The organism is Gordonia heveisoli, assembly GCF_030315745.1.
GTDB lineage: Bacteria > Actinomycetota > Actinomycetes > Mycobacteriales > Mycobacteriaceae > Gordonia.
The window spans coordinates 19,160-35,827 of sequence record NZ_JASXSH010000022.1 but is presented as its reverse complement, the minus strand read 5'-3'; the positions used below and the strand labels follow the sequence as shown (position 1 = coordinate 35,827).

Here is a 16,668-nt window from a genome sequence, read left to right as displayed (position 1 = left end):
AGTGCTCCCGCACCATCAGTCGGGCCGTGCGTGCCGTGATCGCGAGACGGGGATGTCCGTGGTCGGTGGGGGTGCGGGAACCGGTGGGGCCGCAGTCGCCGGGGTCGGTGTGGGCCGGCCCTGAGGTGTCTGCTTCGGGCGCGGGCGCGCCGGTGCGGGCGTCGCGGTCGTGGCCGGCATTGGCGCCGCGCCCGTAGGGGCGACGAGTGCTGCGGCGATCGCGGTGGTCAGCGGGACCGACAGTGCGATGGCGATGCCGCCGACAAAAGTGCGGGCCAACTCCACCGCGACGGTCTCGGTGGTGACGAGCGAGCCGAACGGCTGCTGGGCGACCGAGAACAGCAACAGCAAGGGCAGCGCGCTGCCCGCGTAGGCGAAAACCAGCGTGTACACCGTGCTCGCGATGTGATCGCGACCGACTCGCATCGCCGCACGGAAGGTGGCCAATCGCGTCGGTTCGCCCGCCGCGGCGAGTTCGAAAGCCGCCGACGCCTGGGTGATCGTGACGTCGTTGAGCACACCGAGTGTGCCGATGATGAAGCCCGCGAGCAGCAACCCGCTGACCGAGATGGTGCCCTGATAGATCTGCAGATTCGCGGTCTGCTCGCCGGACATCCCGGTCAGCTTCATGGTGTCGATGGCGACCTTGCTGAGTATTGCGGCCATCACCAGGGAGGTCAGTGTGCCGAGCAATGCCGAACTCGTGCGCAGGCTGACGCCGTGCGCCAGATAGAGCACGACGAACAGAATCGCAGCGGAGGAGACCAGCGCGACCGCCACCGGCGACGACCCCTCCAGGATCGCGGGCAGGGTGAAGACACCGAGCACGAGGAAGGCGAAGGCCAGACCGATGATCGACCGTAGACCTCGCCAGGCTGCCACGAGCACGACGGCGCCGACGAACAACAATGCCCAGATGAGCAGCGCGGTTCCACGCTGGAAATCGAAGAAGGTATACCGCTGGGTGCCGTCGACACCGGGCACCGTCGACAACCGGATGGCGTCACCGATCTTCAGTGTCGGCTGGCCCGGCATCGGTTCGTCGAGCGCGTTGGGGTCGGGTCGGGGTGCGCCGGGTCCGGTGGCTCCGCCCGCGCGGCCGGTCGGCACCTCGAGCACCGTGTAACGGCCCTGCGACGGACCCGAGTCCAGTCGGACGGTACTGAGGATGCACGGGCCGCCCGGTACCGGATTCACCGGAATGTCGGCGGTCTCCTGTACCTCGCCGGAGACCGAGTTCAGGCAGTTGGCCCGAAACTGGTCGACGACCTCACCGTCGACCGTCTCGATCGCCTTGCCGTCCGAGGACTGGAACAGGATCGGGATGGGATGGTCGGATTTCGTCGGCCACAGCGCCACCGCGCCGATGGTCACGGCAAGGCCGGCGATGGACAGGACGCCGATGACGATCCACTTCGTCATCGGTGACAGCAGATGCGCGATGTCGGTCAACCCATGGCCGTGTGAATGCCCGTGTCCGTGCGAGTGCCCGTGCCCGTGTGACTGCCCACTGCGAGTGGCGTCGGCTCCACCGACGCGATCACCCGAGGACTTGCGTAGACGCGACAAGGACTCTCGATTCACGCAGCCACCCTATGCTGAGGAATCATCGGGCACCAGCAGCGTTGGCCGAATGGCTGCGTCAGCGCACCCCGGCACCGGTCAGCGAATGCTGCCGCCGCGGCGAGTCGTCGATCGTCGAACCCGGGCCGCCGGGTCGGAAGGTCGAGCCGCGATGGTTGTCGGGCAGGAGGTTGCCGCGGCCGAAGAGCTTGTGGCGCAACGTTCCCGGGGTGTAAGCACGGTCGTAGAGGCCGCGTTGTTCCAGTGCGGGCACCACATGGGTGACGATGTCCTCGAACGATCCGGGGGTCACGGCGTATGCGACGTTGAATCCGTCGACGTCGGTCTCGTCGACCCATTCCTGCAGTTGGGCGGCGACCTCGTCGCCGGAACCGATGAGGACCGGACCCATGCCGCCGATACCACCCCACGCGGCGATGTCGCGGACCCGCCACTCCTCGCCGGATTCGTCGGCCTGGCTGAACGCGGCGACCGCGGACTGGATGGCGTTGCTGTGCACATTGCCGATCGGCTCGTCGATGCTGTACGTGGACAGGTCGATTCCCATCCAGCCCGACATGAACACCAGCGAGCCCTCCTCGCTGGCGTAGGCCCGGTAGGCCTCGGCCTTGGCGCGGGCCGCCTCCGGTGTGGCGTCGGTGATGATGGTGAGCAGGGTGTAGATCCGGGCGTCGTAGGGGTCACGCCCGGCGCGTACCAGCTCTTCGCGTGTGTTGGCGACGATCTCGCGCAGGATCGCCTTGGTCGGGGCGGCGACGAAGATCGCCTCGGCGTTCTCGGCGGCGAATCGCCGACCTCGCGGGGACGCCCCCGCCTGGTAGATGACCGGCGAACCCTGCGGAGACGGCTCGGACAGGTGGATGCCGGGAACGCTGAAATGCTTGCCCTGATGACCGATGTGATGGACCTTGGCCGGATCGGCGAAGACGCCCGCCGCGCGGTCACGTCGGACCGCATCGCGTTCCCAGGAGCCCTCCCACAGCTTGTACAGCACGGTCAGGTACTCGTCGGCGTGGTCGTAGCGGGCGTCGTGTTCGAGGTGTTCCTCGTCACCCATATTGCGGGCGGCCGCGGGGAGGTAGCCGGTGACGACATTCCAGCCGAGACGGCCCCTGGTGAGGTGATCGAGCGTCGACAGGCGCCGGGCGAACGGATACGGATGTTCGAAACCGGTGCCGGTGGTGATGCCGAAGCCGAGGTTCTCGGTCGCGTGCGCCATCGCCGACACCAGCAGTAGCGGATCGTTGACCGGGATCTGGGCGCCCTGACGGATCGCCGCCTCGTCGTTGCCGGCGTACACGTCGTAGGTGCCGAGCACATCGGCGATGAACAGGCCGTCGAAGCCGCCGGATTCGAGCAGCGTCGCGAGGTTCACCCAGTAGTCGAGCGTGTTGTAGTCCCACGACCGGTCGTCGGGGTGTCGCCACAGGCCAGGGGACTGGTGGGCGACGCAGTTCATGTCGAAGGCGTTGAAACGGATCTTCTTACGGCTGCCGGGCACAGCGCTGCTACTGGAATCGGGCACCAGGAGAGAATGGCGACGATGACGTGAAGCGGCCACGGTTGAACTCACCGCGAACCTAAACTGGATCGCATGCGTGCTGTGGACATCCTGCTCGACTCACTCGGCCGGGTCGCCGAGAACGTGGATGCCGTTCTCGACGGGCTCGACGAACGGCTCCTCAACATCGCCCCGGCGCCGGGTGCCAACACCATCGGTTGGCTCGTCTGGCATCTCGCGAGGGTTCAGGACGCGCAGATCGCCGACGTCGCAGGCGCATCGGAGATCTGGCTGACCGACGGGTGGGCCGGGCGGTTCGACCTGCCCTTTCCCGATACGGCGACCGGATACGGCCAGACGGCCGAGGATCTGGCCCGGTTCCACGTAGCCGACCCCGCGCTGCTGGCCGGCTATTACGATGCCACGCATCGGGCCAGTGTCGACTACCTTGCGGCGTTGTCTGATTCGGAACTCGATCGGATCGTCGACGAGAACTGGGACCCGCCGGTCACTCTCGGTGTTCGGCTGGTGAGCATCATCGACGATGACGCCCAGCACGTCGGCCAGGCCGCCTACCTCAAAGGCGTACTCGCGTAAGTTGGGGGCGGTGGACCTTCGCATCTTCACCGAACCGCAGCAGGGCGCGACCTACGACGATCTACTCCGGGTTGCCCAAGCCGCCGAGCAGTTGGGCTTCGACGCCTTCTTCCGCTCGGATCACTATGTCGCGATGAATGTCGACGGCCGCCCCGGCCCGACCGACGCGTGGCTGACCCTCGCCGCGCTGGCGCGCGAGACGTCGCGGATCCGGCTGGGCACCCTCGTCACCTCGGCCACCTTCCGGCATCCTGGCCAACTGGCCATCGAGGTGGCCCAGGTGGACCAGATGAGTGGCGGCCGTGTCGAATTGGGTTTGGGGGCGGGCTGGTTCGAGCGTGAGCACGAGGCCTACGGCATCCCGTTCCCCACCTTGCGTGACCGCTTCGATCGCTTCGAGGAGAGTCTGGCGATCATCACCGGGCTGTGGTCGACGCCGCTGGGGGATACCTTCGATCACGACGGCAAGCACTACCGCCTGACCGACTCCCCGGCGTTGCCCAAGCCGGTGCAGTCACCACGTCCACCGATTATCGTGGGCGGCAAGGGAAAGCGCCGCACACCGGAGATCGCGGCGCGATACGCCGACGAGTTCAATGTGGTCTTCGCCCCGGTCGAGGAGGCTCGTGATCAGATCGACCGCGTGCGCGCGGCGGCCGCGACCGTCGGACGGGCCGCCGAGGAGATCGCCTTCTCCGCGGCGCTGGTGCTCTGCTGCGGACGTGACGAGGCCGAATTCGCCCGGCGCGCCGGCGCTATCGGCCGTGAGCCTGCGGAACTGCGCCGCAACGGTGCCGCCGGGACGCCCGACGAGGTGGTGGCGGCAATCGAGCGTTATCGCGAGTTGGGCATCGAGCGCTTCTATCTGCAGACACTCGATCTCGACGACATCGACCATCTGGAATTGGTCGCCGATACCGTTGCCCGGCAACTGAATTAGGCCGCCCGCGGCGGTTCAGTCTTCGTAGGTCGCGTAGTTCTCCCAGAACAGCACCTCCGCGCCGTCGGCAGTCGACAGTTCGATCGCGTCGGTGGCCGTGGTGCGCACCGCGTCGCCCTGTGCCAGCGACGTACCGTCGGGCAGCGCGGCCGATCCGCGCGCGACGTAGAGGTGGCCGTATGGTGCTGCGGGCACGATGACCGATGACTGCGGCCGCATCCTGGCAACGTGCAGTGCGGCGTAGGGGTTGGCGATCGGCACCGCCTTCGACGACGCGTGCTCGGCGCGTCCAGACGCCACCGTGACCAACTCGCCGGAATCCAGTTCTTCGGTGAAATCGGCTTCGGCATAGCGTGGGTCGAGTCCGGTGCGCTCCGGGGCGAGCCACATCTGTACGACCCGCAGTGGCGAGCGTGAGCTGTAGGCGGAACCGTTGACCTCGGAATGGGAGATGCCGCGTCCGGCGGTCATCGATTGCACGACGCCAGGTCGTAGCGTTCCGGTCAATCCCGTCGAATCCCGGTGCGTCAGCTCACCGTCGAGGACCCAGGTGACGATCTCGGCGTCATTGTGCTGATGGGTGTCGAAACCTTCACCCGCGTCCACCAGATCGTCGTTGTGGACCAACAGCATTCCGTGTGCCCCGGCCGTCAGGTCGAAGTTTCCGGTCGCGGGGAAGGACTGCCACGAATCCAGCCATGCGCTCCGCCAGTGATGGCGGTCCGCGGCACGTACGACGCGGATCGTGCCGGTGGTGTGCGGTGTCGACATTGAGTACCTCCCCGTGCTGGGTGCTTGTGCTACCCGAAACAACCGGACTATGGTCCGGTTAATTCCGCGGCTGAGGGGAGTATGCGGTGACGGGCCACACATCTCCGGCCCGGTGACCTAATCTCGACCCATGGTCGAACGCGGGGATCCCAAACCGGAGCGGCAACGTATCCGCAAGCTGGCACAGGCGGCGCTGAACGCCGATGTCACCGTTGATCAGCTCACCACGATCATCGTCGACATGGGTGACACCCTCGAAGGCGTCGGCCAGACGGTGGACGGGATGAATGTGACCATCGCGAGCCTCGACGAGACCCTCACCCGGATGTCGGAGACACTCGATCAGGTGGATCTCATCGCCGCCCGGATGAACGACGTCGTGGTCCGGATGGAGCGCGTGGTCGGCCGGGTGGAGGCGATCGTGGATATCGGTGAGGTCGCGATACGGCCGCTCGGCGCACTGGAATCGGTGGGCCGTAGCGTCGCCGGACGACTCGGTTTGAAATGAGAATGGGGAGGAAGTCGCAGATGTCACCCGAGGAGCGCACCTTCGTCGGTGCGCACGGAAAGTCGATCGTCTACCACGTGTATCGGCCGGCCGATGAGCCGCGCGCCGTCGTGCTGATCGCGCACGGACTCGCCGAACACGGTCGTCGCTACGACCACGTCGCGCAGCGACTGCTGGACGCCGGGTATCTCGTCGCAGTGCCCGATCACCTGGGACATGGTCGCTCGGAGGGCAAGCGCCTGCGGGTCAACCGGTTCGCGGACTTCACCGACGATTTCGAGACCGTTCGCGAACAGGTGGCCGTCGATGGGCTGCCGACCTTCGTCATCGGACACAGCATGGGTGGTGCCATTGCGCTCGACTACGTACTGCGCCACCAGGATCGGGTCGACGGACTGGTGCTCTCCGGCGCTGCCGTGGTTCCGGGAGACGACCTGCCCGCGGCGGCGGTCAAGGTCGCCGGGGTACTCGGACGCATCGCGCCCGGGCTGCCGACGACCCAACTCGACTCCGCGATGATCTCGCGTGACCCGGCCGTCGTCGCGGCCTACGATGCCGATCCGCTGGTCAGTCGGGGACGGATTCCGGCGGGTCTGGGCGGCGCACTGCTGACGACGATGGGAACTTTCCCGCAGCGGCTACCCGGGCTGCGCGTTCCGCTGCTGGTGCTCCACGGGGGAGCCGACGCGCTCACATCGCCGGCCGGTAGCGAACTCGTCGACCGACTCGCCGGTTCGGCGGACAAGACGCTGATCGTCTACGACGGCTACTACCACGAGATCTTCAACGAACCCGAGGGCGATGACGTCATCGCGACCGTTCTCGACTGGATCGGCGCTCATCTGGATTGAGGCGTATCGGGATCCGCGTATGGCAACCACGGTCAGCGGTCACGCCGCCCGCGCGTCAGCGCACCGGTGTCGTCGGGGGTGTCGACGTCGGTGTGACGGCACCGGTCGGCGCCAAGGGGACCACGGTGGACGGCGGATTGGTGCTCGTGGCTTCCGGCGTCGTGGCTTCCGGCGTCGTGGTAGTCGGCGTCTCGGTATTGGATTCTTCGGGGGTCGGGACCTCGGTGGCATCGGAGGCATGCGGATCGGTGGGGACCGGCGGGGTGGTCTCGGTGGTGTCACCGCCCGGCGCCGATGGCACGGTGGACTCGTCGACCGTGGTCGGCTCGACCGGGTTCGGGAACGTCGGCGCCGCGGCCTCGGTGCTGCCGTCGTCCTCGGCCGCCACCGTGGCGAGCACCTCGGGGGTCAGCGACGGTGCGATGGCGGCCGCCTTCTTGGCCGCGATCGTCGCATGGGACTGGCCATCGGGGTCGGGGCTTCCCTCGGCGGAGACCACCTGGGTCTTCTCGGTGATCGGGGGAGTCTCGCGCAGCGCCTTGAGCACATGGCTCTTGCCGTCGTTGAGTGCCCGCCCCCAGTTCTCCCAGGTGTGGCCGCCGTAGTTGGGCAGTGAGATCACATTCGCGCCGCTCTGTGCCGCCTGGAGCTGGAACAGGACCGTCGACACCGCCGACAGCATTTCCAGCAGCATCGCGCTGATCTGGTCCTGCTGCGACAGCTTGGCCATCTCGCTCTTGGTCAGGAAGCCGTTGCCCGACGAGATGATGAGGGTCTGGCCGTTCTCCTTGAGCTTGTTCACGTTCTTGGACGGATCGTTCTCGGTCCAGCGTGCACTGCCCGGTGCACCCCACATGTTGATGATGCCGTTGGTGTAGTTCGACACCATCGTCTGCGTCGCGAGGACGCCGGCGTTCCCGATGGGGTTGTCGGTCTGGTAGTACCCCGACATCGCCTGCACAACCTTGAACTGGTCGGGATGACGCTCGGCGAGGGTCACCGCCGGGCCACCCGACATCGACAGACCCACGATCGCGTTGTTGTGCGGGCTCACGCCGAAGTTCTCCGACAGGTAGGCCGGAAGCTCGGAGGTCAGGAAGGTCTCCTGCTTGATGGTCTTGTTGCCGGCACCCGCCCCGCCGTCCCAGTCGGTGTAGAAGGACGACGCGCCGCCGACGGGCATCACCAGGGTGGTGTCGGTAGAACCGTCGTACACCTTGGCCGCCTGCACATCGGTCGTCCAGGCGGAACGATCCTCGGCGGCCCGCATCCCGTCGAGTAGGTACACACCCTGGTCGCTCCCGTTGGATGCGCGGATCTGGACGATCACCTCGCGCTGCTGGGATTCCGACCACACCTTGCAGTTCTGCACGTAGTTGCCGGACTTGTCCCAGGTGCAGCCCTTACGCAGGATTTCGGGATGTCCGGAGAGCGCGTTGGCCTGGTTGCCTGCCAGGAACAACGAGCTGACGGCGAACAAGGCCAGGGTCAGCGAGGCGACTGCGGCCACCGTCGTCAGCAACCGGCGGCGTCGGCCGACTGCACGTCGCGACCCAGACTTCGCGTCCACATCGGCGATGGTGGGTTGATCGTCGGCCGGGTAGGCAACGACAGATGCTTCATCGAGGGGCGCGAAATCGTCGGTCGCGGACATGGAACTCCTGACATGCGGGGCAAAATTCGACAGCTGTGAATCCAGCGATGCCCGATGCACGGAATGTCGCTCGGCGAGGCGACAACGTTACCGGCCCGGAAAACCGGGAGCGGCCCGTCGCCTGGGATGTTCACCCAGGCGACGGGCCGCTATCGCGGGACCGATCAGGCGCCGAAGCCGAGCAGCGACTTGACCTCGAGGAATTCGTCGAAGGCGTAGTCGCCCCACTCGCGGCCGTTACCGCTCTTCTTGTAGCCGCCGAACGGTGCGACCGGGTCGACGCCGACACCGTTGAGTCCGATGGAGCCGGCGCGGATCAGCCCGCCGATGCGACGCACCTCGTCGATGTCCTTTCCGGAGACGTATCCGGCCAGGCCGTACTCGGTGTCGTTGCCGATCTTGATGGCCTCGTCGACCGAGTCGTAGCCGATGACGACGAGTACCGGGCCGAAGACCTCGGTCCGGGCGATCTCCATGTCGTTGGTGACATTGGTGAACACCGTCGGCTTCACGTAGTAGCCGGTGGGCAGGTCGTCGGGTCGGCCGGCGCCGCCGATGACCGGCTGAGCGCCGTCGGCGATGGCACGCTCGATCAGACCCTGGATCTTCTCGAACTGCGGTGCGGAGACCACTGGGCCCAGTACAGCGCTGCCGGTCGGGTCGCCGACGACGAAGTTGGGTTCCACCGACTTGGCGATCTCGGCGACCTCGGCGACGCGGGCCGCGGGGACCAGCATGCGGCTCGGCGCGTTACAGGACTGTCCGGAGTTGACGAACATGGCCGCGATACCGCCGGCGACATTCTTCGCGAAGTCGTCGTCGTCGAGGATGATGTTCGGGCTCTTGCCGCCCAGTTCCTGGGCGACGCGCTTGACGCTCGGTGCCGCCGTCTTGGCGACCTCGATGCCGGCGCGGGTCGACCCGGTGAAGGACACCATGTCGATGTCGGGGTGGGCGGCGAGCGCCGATCCGACCCCGGGTCCATCACCGTTGACGAGATTGAATACGCCGGCGGGAACGCCTGCGGCATCGAAGATCTCGGCGACGATGGCGGCGCTGAACGGGGCGACCTCCGACGGCTTGAGCACCATGGTGCATCCGGTTGCGAGCGCCGGTGCGACCTTGCACATGACCTGGTTCAGCGGCCAGTTCCATGGGGTGATGAATCCGCACACACCGATCGGCTCCTTGACGATGCGATGGTTACCGCGGTCCTCGCTGAAGCTGAAGCCGGGCAGCTGGGCGGCCGCCGTCATCAGATGACCGAGTCCGATCGGGACCTGCGCGGCACTGGTCAGCCCGGCCGGGGAACCCATCTCCTCGGTCACCGCCGCCTCCAGATCGGGGATTCGCTTGGAGTATTCGGCGACGATGGCGTTGAGGAGGTCGACACGTTCGGCGACGGTGGAGTGTCCCCAGGTGGCGAAGGCGCGGCGGGCCGCGGCGACCGCGGCGTCGACGTCGGCGGCGGTCCCGAGTGCCACGTGACCGGCGGCCTTCTCGGTCGCCGGGTTGATGACGTCGAGCAGATTCAGTTCCGCGGGTTCCACCCACTGGCCGTCGATGTAGAACTTCGTGATCTCACGCATGGTGCCTCCTGAGTGATCGACCGCTTGATGGTCGCGGCATGACTTCGGCCGCGAAGTGGTGACATGTGTTGTCTGTTTCACACTCTATGCCTCCCGCGCACGGCGCTCCGATGAATCTCCGATCGAGGGTTCCGCTACACCGATCTGACCTAAGGTGCGGGACATGATCAGCCCGCGACTGTCGTTGTCGATGACCGGTGACCGGCGACTCCGAGGTGAGGTGCTCGGCGGCCGACAGGCGATCGTCACCGGCGGCGGCTCGGGGATCGGCGCCGCGCTGACCAGGGCGTTGGCTGCGGCTGGGGCGGATGTGGTGTGCGCCGACATCGATCTCGCCGCCGCGCAGCGGGTCGCGTCGCAGGCAGGCACCCGGCCAGACGGTCGGTCGGTCGTCGGCACGATCCGCGCGGTGCCGCTTGATGTGACCGACGCGGATGCGGTCGCCGGGGTGGTCGCCGAGGTCGTCGACCGTGCCGGACACCTCGACCTGATGTTCAACAACGCGGGCATCACGTGGGGCGGGCCGACCGAACAGCTCACCCTGGAACAGTGGAATGCGATCATCGACGTGAACATCCGTGGCGTCGTACATGGGGTGGCGGCCGCCTACCCGCAGATGATCGCGCAGCGGCACGGCCACATCATCAACACCGCGTCGATGGGCGGGCTGACGGCGGCAGGCCTCATCACCAGCTATGTGATGACCAAACATGCGGTCGTCGGACTCACCCTCGCGTTGCGCCGCGGAGGCGGCCGCACACGGTGTCGGTGTCATGGCGATCTGCCCGGCCGCGGTGGAGACGCCGATTCTGGACAAGGGCAGTGTGGGTGGATTTGTCGGCCGCGACTATTACCTGTCGGGACAAGGGGTTTCGCGTGCCTATGATCCCGACCGGCTCGCCGCCCAGGTATTGGCCGCGCTCGCTGCGGACAAGCCGCTGCTGGTGGTACCCGCACAGGCGCGGATGGCGTGGCGGTTCGCCCGACTCGCACCTGGCCTGATGGACCGGATGTCGCGGCGGTTCGTCGACCAGCAGCGCGCCCGGCTGACGGCGACCGACGATGAGCCTAGCCGCCGGTGACGCTGCTGTAGATGGCGATGGCCAGACCGCCCAGCGTCAACGCCCCGACGACCCACGCCATGATGATGGCCAATCGTCGGCGCCGACTGCGCGCGGCACTGATGCCGACGCCGATGCACACCAGGATGACCGCCGCGTACAGCGAGATGCCCAGGGTGAGCAGTGCTGCGTCGGAGGCGCTGTCGTCGGCGAGGATCGCGGTGGTGGGCATGAACCGAGTACACCATCCGCACCCGACGCGCCTGCAGTCAGCCGCCGAACAGCAGGTATAGACCGCCAAAGGTGTAGGCCACCATCACCACGATGAGGCCGAGCTGTCCGCTGAGCTGATGTCCTTTCGGCAGGACGCGCAGCGCCCGGTCGTGGGCGGCGATGACACCGATGACATGGCCGGTCAGGACGAACATCACCTTGAGAGTGGCGAGCAGCCCCTGATGTTCGGAGAGGACGAAGGATGCCGACAGATCCGAGATGCCCAGCGGGTTCCACCCGGCGTCGGCCGGATCGGCCAGCAGGATCAGGGTGGTCTGGCCGTTCTCGACGAGGTACGACAGATAGTGGGCGAAGATGTAGCCGACGACGATCGGCACGATCGAGTGCACCAGCAAGCCGGGCAGCGCCCGTCGCTGCGTTCGCGACATGCCGCCGACGAGTTGCGTCGCGACCAGATAGGTCGACGCGACGATCGCCACCGCACACCCCAATCCGATGGTGCGCCATAGCTGTTCGTGCCCGGAGTCGTCGACGAACTCGGTCCAGCCGGGGAACGCGTTGAAGCTGTCGAAGGCGGTGGAACCCAACAGGACCGCGACGACGGTGACGATTCCGGGAACCGGGACCAGGCCGCCGAGCGCATCGAGTGGGTTGCGCCAGGCCAGTCTGCCGTCCGGGCCACGGCCGACGATCGCCAGATGGGCGACGAGCGAGCTGTAGACCTCGAACGGGTCGGCCGCTGCACACCACGAACGTCCGAAGAGGATCGAACCGACCACGACGACCGACACATAGCCGATCAGCCAGGCTTTCACCGCCCACACCTGATCGCCGCTGGATGCGGCGAGTTCGAGCCAGGCGAACGCGAACAGGCCGATGGCACCGGGCCAGACGCCGACTCGGGCCGGCAGCGTCAGTGGTGCGGGCCGGTCCCGAAAAACGAAGCGGTGCAGCGTTCGCCACGGCGACAGCACCCGCCAGAACGGTCCGAGGAGCAGTGTGGCCGGTACCAGCCCGACCCACACCAGGACGTAGAGGACGCCGGGAAGCGGGTTCTGCGCGGTCTCGGATGATCCGGCGACGGCGGCGATCGCGACCCACCCGAGGACGACGAGGGTGAGCGCGCGAAGCAGCGAACGCATCCGCTTGTCGTCGGAGAGGGCCGCCAGGCGGCGCGGCAGCGCGTGCCCGACCCGCTCGGGATCCAGCCGCGGCGTCTTCCAGATCACGATGGTGATGACGAAGGACAGCGTGAGCGCCCAGGCGCCGCCGATCAGGGCATAGGTGAACGGGACCGGTAGGTCGGCGGCGCCGCCCGTCCCGTGTGCGACAACGAGATCCATCGGCGGGTCAGTCGGTCCTGTTCTCGTCGTTCGTGTTGTCCGGGGTGTCGTAGGGTTCCGTCTCCGGATCCGTTATCGACTCATGTGCCATCGCGTTCTCGCGTGCCTCGGCCCGACGGTCACGGATCACGATCACCAGGATCACGACGACGATCACCGCGACCGGCAGCAGTGCCGGAATGGCAAGCAGGACCGAATGGTCGGCTACGTAGACGGTGTCCGACGGTGGAGCGGTCAACGTGTGTGCCTCACCCTCGGCGTGCCGAGGCGGAGGCGGTGGCGTCGGCGTGTGGAACGGCAACCGCCTCGGCGGCCTGCTCCCGCAGCGCCCGGTTGACGCGCACCGCACCCCAGCTCAGCAGCCAGATGAAGGCGAGCGTGCACGCCAGGACGACGAGTGACGCCAGGCCGAAGGCGAGGGCAGGCGAATCGTCCTTACGTTCGCGCTGCAGGATTTTGAGTTCCTGCTGGAAGCCGTACGGCTGATCGGATTCGGCGCGCACCTCGGCCGCACCGATGCCCTCGTCCGCGGGCAGGTACAAGGGGACGGCCCCCATCTCCTTGCCGTTCTGCACACGAATCAGGGTCTTCCACGAGCCGCCGACCGGAAAGGGTTTGGTCGTCTCGTAGGTGGTGGGTCCGGTCTTGCGCAATTCGTCGATGTGCAGGCCGTCGAGATCGCTCTTGCCGCCCTGCCAGGCCATCAGCTGCACCCACTCGGCGTCGTCGGGGATCTCCCGGTTCAGGGTGATGGTCGCGGTCCGCATGGTGTTGCCGTCGTCGTCGGGGGCGGGCGCGATCTGCATCGTCGCGGTGAGATCGGGGGTGTGATAGCTCAACCCGTTCGCGGTGACGAGTCCGGCGACGATGACGAAACCGACCATGATCGAACGACGAATGGCCGGCCGCGGCAACGGTTCCCCGCGCACCGCGACGGCGAACAACGCGCCGACGAGACCGGCGGCGATCGCTGCCGGAACCGACATGAGTAGCGCCTCGGTGGTGAAGCCGGAATGCCACCCGATGGGGAAGACGGCGTTGACCCACAGACGTTCGGCGAAGAAGCCGACCGTGCCCGCGAGCAGACCGGCAACGGTGCCGAACCACAGTCGGTGCCGGGCCAGCGGGGTCAGACCCAGCACCTCGACGATGATCGCGATGCCCAGATACAGCGGGAAGACGCTGTGCGGGGCTTCGAGCGGACCCCACACCAGCCAGGCGATGATCTCGCGGATGATCGCTGCGGCGGCGACGGCGAACAAGGCGGTGCCGCGACCGACGAGCAGACGTGCGACGACCAGCGCGAAGGTACCGGCGGCGAGCATGAGCATCGGATGGAAGACGGCACGGAACTGCTGGACGCCGAAGTCGAATTCGACCTGATACACCGAGACGCCGATGACGAGACCGGCGGCGGTCATCGCGCGGCCGAACCAGACCATCGCACTCCGGCGGCCGGCGAGGGACTCGTCCTCGGGTTCCAGATTGCCGTCCTCGGTGCGCTTGAGGCGCGGCGCGGCCGAACCCTCCCAGTCGAGCAGGATGATCGCCAGCAGCGACAGTCCTGCGCCACCGATCAGCATGAGATGGGTTGGGCCCCAGAGGGTGACATCCTGGCCGAAGATCCGGTGCCAGACGTCGTCGAGAGGGAATCCGATGAGCGCATAGAGCCCCGCCGCGGCGATGAGGATGCCGCCGGTCGGCGCATACCAGGTGCGGGTGATCTTGACCGGGATGCGCCCGGATTGCGAACCGGGCGCGGTGCCCGCCTCCTCGCGCGGCAGGATCATCGCCAGCACGCCGCCGATGAACAGGAAGAACAGGCCGAACAGGATGAAGTAGTGGGCCGGATTGGCCAGCGGTCCCTCGTCACGTCCACGCCCGATGTGCAGGCTGACGTCCCAGATGAAGCCGAGCATCGCGGTGAGGATCGTCGTGGTGAACAGCAGCATCGGCAGGGCCACCCAGGCCGGACGTTTGAACAGCCTGCCCGCCGCGTCGGCGAAGGTCTGCAACCAGGTGATGCGGCGGGTGCGATGCAGGTAGGCGATGAGCCCCAGGCCGAGCGAGACGACGCCGGCGATGGCGCTCATGATCGCTACCTGGTCGAGGGCCGCACCGCCACCTTCGTCGGCGGCGAGGTACAGGCCGTGCATCGGCACGAGAGCTGGGTTGTCCACAACAGGAACAATGCCTGGTTCGCGCCTATTGTGTCAACAACTGTTGTTATGTTCTGGCGGAGGTGTCAGGCTCCCGCTGTGGTGGTGGTCGCCCGCTCCGCCGGAACCGGGGTGGTGGTCGGCGTCCAACCCGGCGGTCCGAAGATGTAGCCCAGTTTCGCACGCCAGTTGCCGGCCGCCGACACATCCCGCGCGATCGCTGCGTACTCGTGGGTTTGTAGGCGCCAGATGTTGTAGGTGTCAACGGCTTTCGTGAGTCCGTAGTGTGGTCGGTGCGTCTCCGGGGTGAAGCTTCCGAAGATGCGGTCCCACAGGATGAACACCCCGCCGTAGTTGCGGTCGAGATACTCCGGGTCGCTGCCGTGGTGGACGCGGTGGTGCGAGGGTGTGTTGAAGACGAATTCGAAAGGCCGCCACATCTTGTCGATGTGTTCGGTGTGAATCCAGAACTGGTAGATCAGATTCAGTGAATAGGCGACGAGGATCGTCGCGGGCGGGACGCCCAGGAAGGGAAGTGGCATCCACATCACGAGTAGCGCGGTGTTGTTCCACTTCTGGCGTAGTGCCGTGGCGAAGTTGAAGTACTCGCTGGAGTGGTGAGCTTGATGGGTGGCCCATACGAGGCGGACCCGATGGGAGATCCGATGGCTCCAGTAGAAGAGGAAATCGACGCCGAGGAAGGCGATCACCCAGGTGTACCACTGGTCGGCGGGTAATTGCCAGGGTGCTACGTAGGCGAAGATCGCCACATAGACGAGGAGTCCCAACGCTTTCCATCCGGCGCTAGTGGCGATCGAGACGAGTCCCATCGAGACGCTCGCCACCGAGTCCCGCCGGTCGTAGGCGCCCCGCGGGATGGGGGTGCCGCGGCTGGAGACGTGCGCTCCGGTGGCACCTTCGGTGGCGGATGCTTCGTCGACTTCGTGGTCGGCGCGGGTTGCGGCGAAGGCCTCGATCGCGAGCATCGTCACGAAGAATGGGATGGCGAGCACTGTCGGCTCACGCATCGCCTCGGGTAGGAAGTCCAGCACGATCGGCATCTCCTCGAACATCTGACACGCCCGCATGTCAGTTCTACTTCTGACAAGATAGCGTGTCAGAAGCGGGGTGTCCAGACTGTGGTCGACGTAAGCGGAGGTCAGGTGGCGTGACGGAGGTCGGTGCCGAGGGGCGGCGATACGGTGGTGCGGCGCCCGACGAGCGTCGCGAGCGTCGTCGTCGCGCTCTCATCGACGCGGGACTCGACGTCTTCGGCGCGCAGGGATACCCCAAGACGTCGGTCAAGGGTATCTGTGAACGCGCCGGGCTGACCCAGCGATATTTCTACGAATCCTTCGCCGATCGGGCTGCCCTGCTGGTCGCGGTGTACGACGACTGCGTCGACTTCGTTCGTACGGCCACCGTCACCGCCGCTGCCGACTATCTCGGTGACGCGGCACCCGGGGGGATTGCCGCCGCCGACGCCCCGGCTGCCGCACGCGCCGCGCTGGGCGCGTTCATGTCCTGTCTGGCCGACGATCCCCGGCGCGCGCGGGTCATGCTCGTCGAGGTCGTCGGCGTCAGTCCGGAAATCGAGCGGGTCCGGATGAAGGCGATCCACAGCTGGGCTGAACTGATCCTGCTCATCGCTCGTGGCCCCGACGAAAATATCGATGCCCCACAGCGATTGGCGGCGGTCGGGCTCGTCGGCGCGGTGACCCAGCTACTCGTGGACTGGTTCATCAGTCGTGAGTCGGCGGATGCGGTGCTCTTCCCGATGGAACAGATCCTCGACGTCAGCGTCGATCTGTTCGTCGCCGCCTACGGACGGCTCATCGGCTGAGTTTCGTTGCGGCAGGGATGTGACGGTGCGCCC

General features: G+C 66.8%; 15 protein-coding genes and 1 pseudogene. 6 read left to right on the top strand and 10 right to left on the bottom strand.

Annotated features, from left to right (window positions below; all coding sequences use genetic code 11):
* Positions 1-15 precede the first annotated feature (15 nt).
* Both QSJ18_RS17060 and QSJ18_RS17055 read right to left on the bottom strand, forming a co-directional pair.
* A complete protein-coding gene (locus tag QSJ18_RS17060) occupies positions 16-1,452 on the bottom strand; it encodes a YibE/F family protein (RefSeq protein WP_462476104.1) in 1,437 nt (478 codons plus the stop codon).
* Positions 1,453-1,642: 190 nt separating this feature from the next.
* Complete coding sequence (locus tag QSJ18_RS17055; protein WP_286327802.1) at positions 1,643-3,109, bottom strand: LLM class flavin-dependent oxidoreductase; 1,467 nt, start codon at positions 3,107-3,109, stop codon at positions 1,643-1,645.
* A 69-nt stretch (positions 3,110-3,178) separates the two neighbouring features.
* On the opposite strand from QSJ18_RS17055, the gene QSJ18_RS17050 reads away from it, so the two are divergent.
* Positions 3,179-3,682 (top strand): mycothiol transferase, encoded by a 504-nt coding sequence (locus QSJ18_RS17050; RefSeq protein ID WP_286327801.1) that lies wholly within the window; start codon positions 3,179-3,181, stop codon positions 3,680-3,682.
* Positions 3,683-3,692: 10 nt separating this feature from the next.
* Positions 3,693-4,622, top strand: coding sequence for an LLM class F420-dependent oxidoreductase (locus QSJ18_RS17045; RefSeq protein WP_286327800.1), 930 nt, complete (start codon positions 3,693-3,695; stop codon positions 4,620-4,622).
* 15 nt (positions 4,623-4,637) lie between these two features.
* Here the strand turns inward: QSJ18_RS17045 and QSJ18_RS17040 are convergent, their stop codons facing one another.
* On the bottom strand, positions 4,638-5,393 hold the full coding sequence (locus QSJ18_RS17040) for a pirin family protein (RefSeq protein WP_286327799.1): 756 nt from the start codon (positions 5,391-5,393) through the stop codon (positions 4,638-4,640).
* Positions 5,394-5,523: 130 nt separating this feature from the next.
* Here QSJ18_RS17040 and QSJ18_RS17035 point away from each other — a divergent pair, with 130 nt between their 5' ends.
* Both QSJ18_RS17035 and QSJ18_RS17030 read left to right on the top strand, forming a co-directional pair.
* On the top strand, positions 5,524-5,901 hold the full coding sequence (locus QSJ18_RS17035) for a hypothetical protein (protein WP_286327796.1): 378 nt from the start codon (positions 5,524-5,526) through the stop codon (positions 5,899-5,901).
* 20 nt (positions 5,902-5,921) lie between these two features.
* Positions 5,922-6,752 carry an alpha/beta hydrolase gene (locus QSJ18_RS17030; RefSeq protein ID WP_286327795.1) on the top strand — a complete coding sequence of 277 codons (831 nt, stop codon included), beginning with the start codon at positions 5,922-5,924 and terminating at the stop codon, positions 6,750-6,752.
* Between the two features lie 55 nt (positions 6,753-6,807).
* Here QSJ18_RS17030 and QSJ18_RS17025 read toward each other — a convergent pair whose 3' ends face one another.
* Entirely contained in the window at positions 6,808-8,406 is a 1,599-nt protein-coding gene (locus QSJ18_RS17025; RefSeq protein WP_286327793.1) for an alpha/beta hydrolase, read from the bottom strand.
* A gap of 164 nt (positions 8,407-8,570) precedes the next feature.
* Complete coding sequence (locus QSJ18_RS17020; protein ID WP_286327791.1) at positions 8,571-9,995, bottom strand: aldehyde dehydrogenase family protein; 1,425 nt, start codon at positions 9,993-9,995, stop codon at positions 8,571-8,573.
* A gap of 190 nt (positions 9,996-10,185) precedes the next feature.
* Here QSJ18_RS17020 and QSJ18_RS17015 point away from each other — a divergent pair.
* Positions 10,186-11,077, top strand: a pseudogene (locus QSJ18_RS17015) (SDR family NAD(P)-dependent oxidoreductase).
* Here QSJ18_RS17015 and QSJ18_RS17010 read toward each other — a convergent pair.
* The 5 genes from QSJ18_RS17010 to QSJ18_RS16990 all read right to left on the bottom strand — a co-directional run bounded on the left by QSJ18_RS17010 (position 11,064) and on the right by QSJ18_RS16990 (position 15,844).
* The gene (locus tag QSJ18_RS17010) at positions 11,064-11,288 is read right to left on the bottom strand and encodes a hypothetical protein (protein WP_286327790.1); all 225 of its coding nucleotides are present in this window, start codon (positions 11,286-11,288) and stop codon (positions 11,064-11,066) included. The pseudogene QSJ18_RS17015 and the gene QSJ18_RS17010 sit on opposite strands and share 14 nt — an antisense overlap.
* A gap of 37 nt (positions 11,289-11,325) precedes the next feature.
* The gene (locus QSJ18_RS17005) at positions 11,326-12,633 is read right to left on the bottom strand and encodes a hypothetical protein (protein WP_286327789.1); all 1,308 of its coding nucleotides are present in this window, start codon (positions 12,631-12,633) and stop codon (positions 11,326-11,328) included.
* Positions 12,634-12,640: 7 nt separating this feature from the next.
* Positions 12,641-12,871, bottom strand: a complete 231-nt coding sequence (locus tag QSJ18_RS17000; RefSeq protein WP_286327787.1) for a hypothetical protein — start codon at positions 12,869-12,871, stop codon at positions 12,641-12,643.
* 10 nt (positions 12,872-12,881) lie between these two features.
* Positions 12,882-14,789, bottom strand: a complete 1,908-nt coding sequence (locus QSJ18_RS16995) for a hypothetical protein (RefSeq protein ID WP_462476107.1) — start codon at positions 14,787-14,789, stop codon at positions 12,882-12,884.
* An 89-nt stretch (positions 14,790-14,878) separates the two neighbouring features.
* Positions 14,879-15,844, bottom strand: a complete 966-nt coding sequence (locus QSJ18_RS16990; protein WP_286327861.1) for a sterol desaturase family protein — start codon at positions 15,842-15,844, stop codon at positions 14,879-14,881.
* A gap of 116 nt (positions 15,845-15,960) precedes the next feature.
* Between QSJ18_RS16990 and QSJ18_RS16985 the strand changes: the two genes are divergently transcribed.
* The gene (locus tag QSJ18_RS16985; protein ID WP_286327786.1) at positions 15,961-16,635 is read left to right on the top strand and encodes a TetR/AcrR family transcriptional regulator; all 675 of its coding nucleotides are present in this window, start codon (positions 15,961-15,963) and stop codon (positions 16,633-16,635) included.
* Positions 16,636-16,668 lie beyond the last annotated feature (33 nt).

Excerpts from the sequence above, each read along its gene's own strand:
- QSJ18_RS17040 (WP_286327799.1), bottom strand. The coding sequence starts at position 5,393 with ATGTCGACACCGCACACCACCGGCACGATCCGCGTCGTACGTGCCGCG.
- QSJ18_RS17030 (WP_286327795.1), top strand. The coding sequence starts at position 5,922 with ATGTCACCCGAGGAGCGCACCTTCGTCGGTGCGCACGGAAAGTCGATC.
- QSJ18_RS17005 (WP_286327789.1), bottom strand. The coding sequence starts at position 12,633 with ATGGATCTCGTTGTCGCACACGGGACGGGCGGCGCCGCCGACCTACCG.
- QSJ18_RS17020 (WP_286327791.1), bottom strand. The coding sequence starts at position 9,995 with ATGCGTGAGATCACGAAGTTCTACATCGACGGCCAGTGGGTGGAACCC.
- QSJ18_RS17010 (WP_286327790.1), bottom strand. The coding sequence starts at position 11,288 with ATGCCCACCACCGCGATCCTCGCCGACGACAGCGCCTCCGACGCAGCA.
- QSJ18_RS17025 (WP_286327793.1), bottom strand. The coding sequence starts at position 8,406 with ATGTCCGCGACCGACGATTTCGCGCCCCTCGATGAAGCATCTGTCGTT.
- QSJ18_RS17035 (WP_286327796.1), top strand. The coding sequence starts at position 5,524 with ATGGTCGAACGCGGGGATCCCAAACCGGAGCGGCAACGTATCCGCAAG.
- QSJ18_RS17050 (WP_286327801.1), top strand. The coding sequence starts at position 3,179 with ATGCGTGCTGTGGACATCCTGCTCGACTCACTCGGCCGGGTCGCCGAG.
- QSJ18_RS16995 (WP_462476107.1), bottom strand. The coding sequence starts at position 14,789 with ATGCACGGCCTGTACCTCGCCGCCGACGAAGGTGGCGGTGCGGCCCTC.